The organism is Enterococcus sp. H57 (assembly GCF_003112495.1).
GTDB classification, from domain to species: domain Bacteria; phylum Bacillota; class Bacilli; order Lactobacillales; family Enterococcaceae; genus Enterococcus_B; species Enterococcus_B faecium.
The window spans coordinates 102,482-112,570 of record NZ_BEHC01000005.1 but is presented as its reverse complement, the minus strand read 5'-3'; the positions used below and the strand labels follow the sequence as shown (position 1 = coordinate 112,570).

General features: G+C 37.3%; 11 protein-coding genes. 5 read left to right on the top strand and 6 right to left on the bottom strand.

Features of this window, described 5'->3' with window-relative positions; all coding sequences use genetic code 11:
* Positions 1 to 289: 289 nt before the first annotated feature.
* From DIZ30_RS01655 to celB, 4 genes are all read right to left on the bottom strand, one after another.
* Positions 290 to 889 (bottom strand): alpha/beta hydrolase, encoded by a 600-nt coding sequence (locus tag DIZ30_RS01655; RefSeq protein WP_109023064.1) that lies wholly within the window; start codon positions 887 to 889, stop codon positions 290 to 292.
* A 52-nt stretch (positions 890 to 941) separates the two neighbouring features.
* A complete protein-coding gene (locus DIZ30_RS01650; RefSeq protein WP_109023063.1) occupies positions 942 to 1,916 on the bottom strand; it encodes a ring-cleaving dioxygenase in 975 nt (324 codons plus the stop codon).
* Positions 1,917 to 2,293: 377 nt separating this feature from the next.
* Positions 2,294 to 3,013, bottom strand: a complete 720-nt coding sequence (locus DIZ30_RS01640; RefSeq protein WP_002294363.1) for a GntR family transcriptional regulator — start codon at positions 3,011 to 3,013, stop codon at positions 2,294 to 2,296.
* A 126-nt stretch (positions 3,014 to 3,139) separates the two neighbouring features.
* Positions 3,140 to 4,411 (bottom strand): PTS cellobiose transporter subunit IIC, encoded by a 1,272-nt coding sequence (gene celB, locus DIZ30_RS01635; protein WP_002294365.1) that lies wholly within the window; start codon positions 4,409 to 4,411, stop codon positions 3,140 to 3,142.
* Between the two features lie 152 nt (positions 4,412 to 4,563).
* On the opposite strand from celB, the gene DIZ30_RS01630 reads away from it, so the two are divergent.
* The 4 genes from DIZ30_RS01630 to DIZ30_RS01615 all read left to right on the top strand — a co-directional run bounded on the left by DIZ30_RS01630 (position 4,564) and on the right by DIZ30_RS01615 (position 7,700).
* Positions 4,564 to 5,961, top strand: a complete 1,398-nt coding sequence (locus DIZ30_RS01630; RefSeq protein WP_002323562.1) for a glycoside hydrolase family 1 protein — start codon at positions 4,564 to 4,566, stop codon at positions 5,959 to 5,961.
* Between the two features lie 80 nt (positions 5,962 to 6,041).
* The gene (locus tag DIZ30_RS01625) at positions 6,042 to 6,482 is read left to right on the top strand and encodes a universal stress protein (protein WP_002289467.1); all 441 of its coding nucleotides are present in this window, start codon (positions 6,042 to 6,044) and stop codon (positions 6,480 to 6,482) included.
* A 147-nt stretch (positions 6,483 to 6,629) separates the two neighbouring features.
* Entirely contained in the window at positions 6,630 to 6,956 is a 327-nt protein-coding gene (locus DIZ30_RS01620; RefSeq protein WP_002323561.1) for a PadR family transcriptional regulator, read from the top strand.
* Positions 6,957 to 7,700: a permease prefix domain 1-containing protein gene (locus tag DIZ30_RS01615; RefSeq protein ID WP_109023062.1), complete on the top strand. Its 744-nt coding sequence runs from the start codon at positions 6,957 to 6,959 to the stop codon at positions 7,698 to 7,700. It abuts the gene before it with no gap.
* 79 nt (positions 7,701 to 7,779) lie between these two features.
* On the opposite strand, the gene DIZ30_RS01610 is transcribed toward DIZ30_RS01615, so the two are convergent.
* Together DIZ30_RS01610 and DIZ30_RS01605 are read right to left on the bottom strand one after the other, a co-directional pair.
* Positions 7,780 to 8,235 carry a Spx/MgsR family RNA polymerase-binding regulatory protein gene (locus tag DIZ30_RS01610; protein ID WP_002289471.1) on the bottom strand — a complete coding sequence of 152 codons (456 nt, stop codon included), beginning with the start codon at positions 8,233 to 8,235 and terminating at the stop codon, positions 7,780 to 7,782.
* A 426-nt stretch (positions 8,236 to 8,661) separates the two neighbouring features.
* Positions 8,662 to 8,937 (bottom strand): hypothetical protein, encoded by a 276-nt coding sequence (locus DIZ30_RS01605; RefSeq protein WP_002289474.1) that lies wholly within the window; start codon positions 8,935 to 8,937, stop codon positions 8,662 to 8,664.
* A gap of 293 nt (positions 8,938 to 9,230) precedes the next feature.
* Between DIZ30_RS01605 and thiD the strand changes: the two genes are divergently transcribed.
* Complete coding sequence (gene thiD / locus DIZ30_RS01600) at positions 9,231 to 10,046, top strand: bifunctional hydroxymethylpyrimidine kinase/phosphomethylpyrimidine kinase (protein ID WP_002323558.1); 816 nt, start codon at positions 9,231 to 9,233, stop codon at positions 10,044 to 10,046.
* The last annotated feature ends 43 nt before the right edge of the window (positions 10,047 to 10,089 follow it).

Here is a 10,089-nt window from a genome sequence, read left to right as displayed (position 1 = left end):
ACAGGTAACCGATACATTAGTTTCAATGTTTACTGAGTAACTAATTATTTTGCAGGAGGACAATTTATTTACACAAAATTATTGACGCTCCCATCAAACCCTTTAACCTACAATTTAATTTATTGTTAAATATCTAATTTTGCTGAATCTATAATTGGTTCGACAAGATGTAAGTTCGAACTAGCAAAAAAGATAGATTGTTTGTTTAGACACATTAATAAAAAGCTAGTCATCGTAATAAGTAAGACTTGTTTACGATGACTAGCTTTTTATTTTAAAATTGAAGAAACTAATTCATCTTTGCGACCCAATCCCTCGCTTGCTCGATTTCGTCCATCGTCAACTGATGACCTGTTACAGTTAGCTGGATGGTCACATTTGCTTGGCGTGTTTCGAATTGATCGGCCAATTCTTTAAAGGAAGCAGGGGAAACGATTGGATCGTTATCACCATAAGAAAGCCAGACGGTTTTATCCTCTAATGTGGAATGGCTTTGATGAACACCTAGAGACATTGGATGGAAAAACAACCCTTTATTTAGCTCGGTCTCACGCTCCAATAATAGATGGGCAGCGATATTTGCGCCATTTGAATAGCCGACAAGCAGCCAATCACTTAACGGTATCTGTTCTGTTTCGCTGATTTCTTTGATTTTTTCATGGAGTTTATCTGTTTCTTTTTCCAAACTGTCCAGGTCGAATTGATTCAATCCATTACGCTTGAAAAAACGATTTATCCCATCTTCTTGGACCGTGCCACGAAAAGAAAGCAACGTACTGTTTGGTGCAAGAAAGTGAGCGATATCCAGTAAAGAATGTTCGTCTCCACCTGTGCCATGAAGTAAGATCAAATGTTTGCCACTTGTTCCTTTTTCAAAAATGTAGGTCATTTTGTTCCCTCTTTTCTGTTTCTATAGATGCAAATGAAGTAGCATGAAGAGATTATTCACGTTTTTTATTTGCATCACTTGTATCGAAAGGACGGACATAGGCTTCAATGGCTTCACGACGTTCTTCTAAGAATGGAGGAAGAGATAGTTTTTCTCCAGCGGATTCTGCTGGTTCATCTTCAAGGAATCCAGGACCATCAGTTGCTAATTCAAACAGTACGTGATGAGCGGCTAGGAAGTACTCAGATTGGAAATAGAAACGATCGACGAAACCAGAATTTGGCAATTCAATCTTATTGATTACTTGAATCCAGTATTCCAATGCTTCTTTGTCTGCTACACGCAATGCTAAGTGATGGATATTTCCAAATCCTTCGATTGCTTTTGGCAAGTCTGTCCGATGTTCAATAATGATGCTTGCACCATTTCCGCCTTCACCGATTTCAAATAAGTAGAAATCTCCTGAATGGTCTGTTTCTTTGAATCCTAAGATTTTTTCAAGAATCAAGCGGATATGCTCTAATTGACTGACACGGACAAAGACAGGTCCAAGTCCTGTGATCGCAAACTCTGTCGGTACATTGCTGTTTTTCCAAGGAATGCCAGCTGCTACACCTTGATTGTTTTCGTTAGAGATCAATTGATAATACTGATTATCGAAATCTTCAAATTCGATATATTTTTTGCCGAAACGTTCATTGATTGCTGAATGAGTAACGTCATATTTTTCAAAACGTTCCAACCAAAAGTCTAATGCTGCGTCACTTGGCACACGGAAAGAAGCACGAGAGATCGTATCTGTTCCTTTTTTTCCTTTTGGCTGATTTGGAAAATCAAAGAAAGTCATATCTGTTCCTGGCGCACCAGTATCGTCTGTAAAGTAAAGATGGTAAGTTTCGATGTCATCTTGGTTAACTGTTTTTTTGATTAAGCGCATTCCTAAAATATCTGTAAAAAAGCGGTAGATTGTTGTAGCGCTAGATGTCATTGCTGTGACGTGGTGAATTCCTCTGATTTGTGTATCCATGATAAATTTCCTCCTGTTAACTTACAAAAAGTAAGTAATTGATTTAGACATAGTATAGAGGGTGCATCTCTATTTTGCAATTAATTTGTCTTCTAAAGTATCAGGAAGGAATCAAGAATGGAAAAGAGGAGGGACGGATCAATAAAATAAAAAGACTTACGACTAGCTGTATCGATTTCAAAAAAACTAGCTTTAAAAAGCTAACTTTAGAATCATTACGGGTGGTCATAAGTCTTTTTATGCTGAGTTATTTTTTCATTTTTGAGCTAATGCTTAGGATAGGATAGAATGTTGATTTCACGATCTCTTCTTGTTACTTGAAACTGCTTACCACTGTCACGATCTCTTGGTAAACGGCTTTTTCACAACCTCTTTGGTTAAGTTGAACGCACATCCAGCACAGAATAGTTCCGAACATCAAATCGGTTTCGGCTGGAAGAATATTCAATCGGCTGTCCATCTTTGAGATAGACGACTTGCTGAACTTCCAGTACAGGATCGTTTTCTGCACAGTTCAAATATTGCTGATCATATTCATCACTTTTATCTGCAGAAATAGCACGATAAGCCCCTGCAAAATGGACATTCAATTCTTGATGAAGATGATCATAGATAGAGGCTAACAAATGTTCTTTTTTTAAACCCGGCACAAGATGGACTGGCATAAAGGTATGCTCTAAAACATATGGCTCGCCATCTAAGATCCTTAACCGGTGAATATTGTAGACAGGTTGCTCGGCATCGATCATCAATCGTTCTTGGATATATTGATTAGGGAATTCAACATCAAAATGAATGATTTGACTCTTCAAAGAACGATGTCTGCGTTTCATTTGGAGACTCAAACCTTCATACTCGTTAGCGGGCGATGTGTCTTTTTGCATAAATGGATGATTCAAGATTTTCGTTCCTGATCCTCGCTGCGAATAGACAAGTCCTTCCATTGCTAAGATATTGATGGCTTTTTTGATTGTCATCCGGCTCGCACCAAATTCTTTTACCAAGTCGACTTGATTAGGCAAAAAACTATCGGGAGGATACTCTTTTGAACGGATACGTTCTCTTAAAATATTTGCGATTTCTTCGTATTTTGGCACGTTATTCACCTCTTCTAGAGTATAACGAAAGATTATGCTTCCGACAACTCGAAGTAGCATCTGGAACATTGTTTATTCGAAAAAAGAGGTCATGACAAGTTTTTGTCACAACCCCTTAATGATCTATTAAGCAATATCTAAATCTGGTTGTTTATCTAGTACTTTCAGGAATGGGTACCAGATAAAGGCAACGATGACAAAGTCGATGACTTGCAGCATACCACCAAGCCATGAATTTGTTGCTAAGACACCGCTTGCAATGATTGGCACAGTCCATGGAACAGAGACGCCAGTTGGTGCAGGGACAAGTCCAGCAGCCATTACCAAATAATTGAACGTCGTTACGATTAGAGGTGCCACAACCCAAGGAATAAGGATTGTTGCATTCAATACGATCGGTAGACCGAAGATCGCTGGTTCATTTACATTGAAAATACCAGGTGCTAAAGCTAATCGTCCAACATCACGATACTGTTTCTTTTTAAGAACAAAGGCCATCAATAAAACGACAGCTAAAGTCATTCCAGAACCACCAATACCAACAGTGAAGGTTTCCATGAATGGTTTTGTGATGATGTGTGGTAATTCTTTTCCATGTTGATAAGCTTCTAAGTTATCAAGCATCAGTGTATTCCAAATCGGGTCCATTACAGAGTTGACGATGATTTGTCCGTGAAGTCCGAAGAACCATAAGAATTGGACAAAGAACAAAGCAATCAATGTTGCAGGTAAACTACTTCCCAAACCAGTTAATGGTTTTTGGATCACTTCATAAACGACGTCATGTAAGTTAGCATTGAAAATACCAGTCATCACAGCATTGATTACTAAGAAAATAGTTAGTGTCACTACAGCAGGGATCAAAGCGGCAAATGATTTTGTTACTGCAGGCGGAACTCCATCAGGCATTTTGATCTGCCAGCCGCGTTTCGTGATTCTGCAGTAGATTTCTCCAGCCAAGAAAGCAGCGATCATTCCAATGAACATTCCTTTTGCGCCAAGACGATCAAGTGAAAGCACACCAGTCACATCTTCACCGCCAGCGGTTTTCATTGCAAAAGGCGTAAGAATCAAGAAGCTGGCAAAAGACACGGCACCACCGAAAATACCTTCAACGTCATAAGATTTTGATAAATAATAGCCGATACCAAAAGTAACAAAAACCGACATGATGCTCATTGTTGCATTTTGCCCATTACCGAATAAGTTCGATAAAGTTCCCTTTGTTGCGTCACTGAAAAAAGGCAAGTTATTGATAACGACAACGATCGAACCGAACATCGTTAAAGGGAAGGAAAGCATGAAAGCATCCCGCAGCACTGTAAGGTAACGATTTTGCCCTAATAAATTAGCTAAGGGCATGATTTTCTCAGAAAGCTTGTCCATAAAACCGTTCATTTTTATTCACCTCAAATTTATTTGCAATCGATTACATACAAAGTATAACGCCAAAAATTTTAAATGTCTAGTCATTTTCATAAAAAGTATTGATTTATTTTTTAGGGTTCGTTATGATTACGGTATCAAGAAAAAAGAGAGGAAGTAAAAAAATGAAAACCTACACATTCCCAGAAAATTTTTGGTGGGGTTCTGCTGCTAGCGGACCGCAAACAGAAGGAAGAGTAAGTGATGATGGTAAAGGAGAAAATATTTGGGATCATTGGTATGAATTAGAGCCCGAAAAATTCTTCGATCAAGTAGGACCTGAAAAAACTTCGCAAGTTTACACAAAATACAAAGAAGATGTTCAGTTAATGAAAGAAACTGGCCATAACACATTTCGTACATCTATCCAATGGAGTCGTTTGATTCCAGAAGGGACAGGTGAAATCAATCAAAAAGCTGTTTCTTTTTATCGAGATTATTTTACTGAATTGCTGGATAATGGTATTGAACCTTTTGTGAACCTTTACCATTTCGATATGCCACTACCACTGCAAGAAAAAGGCGGGTGGTTATCAAGAGAAACGGTCGACGCTTATGTTTCTTATGCAGCAGCGTGCTTTGAACTGTTTGGAGATCTGGTCAAAAAATGGTTTACTCATAATGAACCAATCGTACCTGTAGAAGGAGGCTACTTGTATCAATTCCACTATCCAAATCATATCAATATGAAAGAAGCGGTCCAAGTAGGCTATCATGAGAATCTAGCAAGCGCAAAGGCAATCAAAGCCTACCATGAAGGCGGACATGATGGTGAGATCGGAATCATCTTGAATCTGACACCAAGCTATCCGAGAGATGAAACGAACCCAGAAGATGTAAAAGCGGCGAAGATCGCTGACGCATTCTTCAACCGATCATTCCTTGACCCTGCAGTGAAAGGAGAGTTTCCACAAGAGTTGATCGAAATTGTCAAAGAATTGGCTATAATGCCAGAGATCCATGAAGGAGACCTAGAACTCATCCGTGAAAACACGATTGACCTGCTAGGAATCAATTACTATCAGCCTCGTCGAATCAAAGCAAAAGAAACTCCAATCAATCACGAACATAGCCCCATGCCAGATGATTATTTTGATAATTACGACATGCCCAATAAAAAAATGAATCCATATCGTGGATGGGAAATTTACGAAAAAGGAATCTATGATATTTTAACGAATACAAGAGAAAACTATGGTAATATCAAATGCTATATTTCTGAAAATGGGATGGGGGTCGAAGGAGAAGAACGATTTGTTAACAGCGAAGGAACTATTGAAGATGATTACCGGATTGAGTTCGTTACGGATCATTTGAAATACGTCCATCAAGCAATCCAAGAAGGAACCAATTGTGTGGGTTACCACATGTGGACATGTATGGACAACTGGTCTTGGACAAATGCTTATAAGAATCGCTATGGCTTTATCGCTGTTGATTTGGCACAAGACGGTAAACGGACGATCAAAAAATCAGGTCGCTGGTTTAAAACGGTCTCTGAAAAAAACGGATTTGATGCCTGATATTTTTTGATAAAACGTTCACAAAATGTTTGTTCTAACACTGTAATCGTGCTACACTAACAGTGAAGGAGGCGTTTACAATGGTAGATACTTATCGTAATATTTTAGTAGCAATTGATGGTTCTGAAAAGGCAGAAAAAGCATTTCTTGAGGCAATCACGATTGCCAAACGAAATCAGGCAACGTTGCACATCCTGTATGTCAATGAAGTAACAGGAAATTACTTTGGTGATTTTGCATTTGTTACAACAAGCCTTCAGGAAGAATTGGATGAGGTTGCGGAAAACCAGATGAAAGAACATCGAAACTTGGCAATTGAAAAAGGCCTGACAGATATCGAGACATATGTTCTTTACGGTTATCCAAAGACACTGATTGCTAATTTCCATGAATCGAAAGAACCAATCGATCTGATTGTCATGGGGGCGACAGGTCTGAATGCGGTAGAACGTGCACTAGTAGGTTCCACTACTTCCTATGTAGTCAACCACGCATCATGTAACGTCATGGTTGTAAAATAAATAAATTAAGGAAACAGAAAGCAAAAAAGCATAACGCTTCTTTTGCTTTCTGTTCCTTTTATTTTTTTGTAAAAAATTACTTTACCTGATGAAGTAATCATGCTATTCTAATTACAACGACAGATGGAGTAATATGGAGGAAAGAAAATGATTTCAAGTGATGGAATACGCGGATACAATGATGCGATTATTTTATCGATCCTTAACAAAAACGATTCTTATGGATATGAAATTTCTAAAACGATTCGTGAGATGACAAATGATTCCTATGTGATCAAAGAGACAACACTTTACTCCGTTTTTGCCCGTTTAGAAAAGAATCAACTGATTGTTTCGTATCCTGGAGAAGTGACTCATGGAAAAAAGCGGACATATTATAAAATCACTGAAATAGGGCGTAATCTTTTAGAAGAAAAAAAGCAAGAGTGGCTGACGACGAAAGACGTAGTCGATCAATTTTTGGAGGGAAATTAAATGGATACAATCCGTAATTATTTAGACAGTCTTTTTATCGGAGTACCTCAAAGTACCGAGATAGATAAGCTGAAAACTGATTTGTTGGCAAATATGGAAGACCATTATCATGAATTGATGGGAGAAGGAAAAAATGAACAGGAGGCCATCGGTACAGTAATTTCGACATTTGGTTCAATCGATGAATTATTAGAAGAACTAGATGTCGAAAAAAAACATCAAGCTGACGAGACGGAAACAAACACAGCTTCTATTTATTTAAGCGAAGCAGAAAACTACTGGAAAGAATACAGAGCGGCAAGTCTCCAAGTGGCATCAGGTGTTCTATTCATTAGCTTATCTTTTGCAAGTTTTCTTTTCTTTTGTTCAGCAGGATATGTGTTCATGGGTATTTCTTGTCTGATTTTCGGTATAGCATTAGCTGTCGGTTTTTTTATTGCTTCTGGTATGAAAATCACACGTTTAAATCACTTTTTGCACCATCGGAAAATACCTGAAAAAGTATTAGCAGAAGCAAAAGAAAAAGAGTATCAGCGAAGTTTTGGCTTCTCACTGATTGCAGGAATTGGATTATGTATTTTTTCACTTTTCCCACTTTTGGCTTCTTTAATGTGGTATATGGATGGTAGTATCGGTGCCTCTATATTTTTTGTTACGGTAGGAACGGGAGTCTTCTTGATCATTTATGGCAGTCTGGTCCGTCATTCTTATCGTCAATTCACTCAAAGTGCTTATTACTGGTGAATGTATTCAGATTTGTAAAAATATTCTATTTATCCGGCGTAGAAAAAAAGACTGTGACACGCTTTTGTCACAGTCTTTTTTATATATAATAATTTAAAAATTCATCATCTAAATCCGTAGAATTTTCTAGATTGCTTACCCATGTAAAATCGTTATAGACAGATTTCAGTTGACTTCTGCGCCATTGTACAGGGATAAAAAGACGCATACTATCTTCATTGAATCCGACTAATAATTTCTTTCCGTCAGTAATGATGGGACGTTGTAACAAAGTAAAATGCGAGACGATCAGATCGACAAGCTCTGAGGTCGTACATTGGTCGATTTGATCTTTCAAATTTTTATAATCAATCGAGCGTTTAGCTAATAGATCGTCAAATCCGTTTTCTGTTAATGACAATAAATAAAATATCTCTTTCCTTGTTAAAGGCTGTTTAGGTGTGAAAATTCGTTCTCTGTAAGGCATTTGATGGTCTTTCAGCCAGTTTGCCATCAGATGGTAACTATGTGTGCGAGAAGAATAGATCGTAAGCATAAAAAAACTCCTTAAATAGTCCATTAATTTGTTAGATCTGTTGAGATAAATAATAGGTAAGGAGCTGTGCATAAGCATTGATCAAAACAACCCAAACATCATTAGAAATAACTTTCTAAAGTCTTAAACTTGCGACGAGAAACAACTAGACTAATAGAAAAAATTTCTTAGCCATTTGGCTTCCTGTTTGTTTTTTTGATTATGCTGCAGCTCCTCGGGAAAGGGTTCTAACAATTTGAAGAAGGTTGATGATTGATCTAGTTTAAATTGTGTGAAATTTGAAATCTGGTGTTTTTACTAGATGAATCACCTAACAACTATGATTATAACTTATAGAACTTCTGTTTTGTATTCGGTTTTGTTATAGTTGTTATAAAGTTTTATTTTATTACAGAACATTTTTAATTAATAAAGAACAGTTAGAAGTTAAAATTGCTGATTCACATAGAGTTTATGACTTCTTGGAAATTCTTTTTCAATCAGTTTTTTCATCTGTTTATGAAATTCTTTTTTTTCAGTAAACATAAAGGTTTGGGTATCGTAACCTTCTTCATGTAGGAAATAGATTATTCCTTTTTCTGTGTTTTGCGTATAAGCTTTTATACTCCTGTCTTTTTTGAAAGAACAGATCGTATAGCCATCTATTTGGTCTGGTAGTCGTTTGATTTTCTTCAAAATGACTTTTTTATCCTCAAGTTTCATTTTTTTCACCTGACTTTATTTTTTTCATATGGAAATCATAGCGCCTTTGGTTATATGAAAACAAGAAGGATACTGAAATATATATAAATCAAATAGTGGTTATTTATTATTAGAATAGCGAATACAAATAAACGACCACTATTTTCTGATTTATTGCAAATGTTTTTTCAAATAAATTTGATTACCAAGAAAAGGTAGTGGTATATTTACTGAGGGATACTTTGAAAAACATATGATAGAAACAGTAACAGCATTATGAAAAATCTTTTTATAAAAATGGAGGAATCGATTTGATGGAAGATCAGTATGTACAAGCAATGACGATCGCAGGATCAGATAGCGATGGAAGCGCAGGGATGCAAGCAGATATGCATACATTCTTTACAAGAAATGTTTACGGTGTTTCTGTCATGACCGCATGTGTTGCAGGTAATTCTTACGGAATCGGAGCAAGTGTGACATTGCCAACAGATTTTATCGACAAAGAATTTGAACTGATTGCGAAGGACTTTCAAATACGTGCAGCTAAAACAGGTATGCTAGCAGATTCAAAGTTGATTGAGACAGTTGTAAAAAATTACCAAAAATATGATTTTGGACCATTAGTCGTGGATCCCGTAATCGTAACGAAACATGGAAATCTTTTACTAGAAGAATCTGCTTTGCAAAGCTTGAAAGAAAAGCTTGTCCCTTTGGCCGAAGTACTGACACCTAATTTTTATGAAGCAGAAAAGCTGACTGGACGGACATTAGCAGCTGAAGAAGATTTTGTGCAAGCAGCAAAAGAACTGCAAGATATGGGTGCAAAAAACGTTATGATCAAAGGACATCATGCTAAAAATGCGCAGCAAGAAACAGTCAATGACTACGTATTGCTCGAATCAGGAAAATCATTTTGGTTAAATGCACCATTTTATCCTACCGACCGGATCAACGGAACTGGCGATTCGCTATCTGCATGTATTGCAGCTGAGTTAGCGAAAGGAAAAACAGTTGAACAAGCGATCCGATTGGCAAAAGACTATGTAAACCGTGCAATTCGTGAAGAAATAAATGTAGGGCACAAATATGGCCCCATCAATCATTGGGCAGCTGGTGAATTAGAGTAAAAGAAAGAGGTCGTGAGCCTGCCGTCCAGCTCCGAGTCACAAG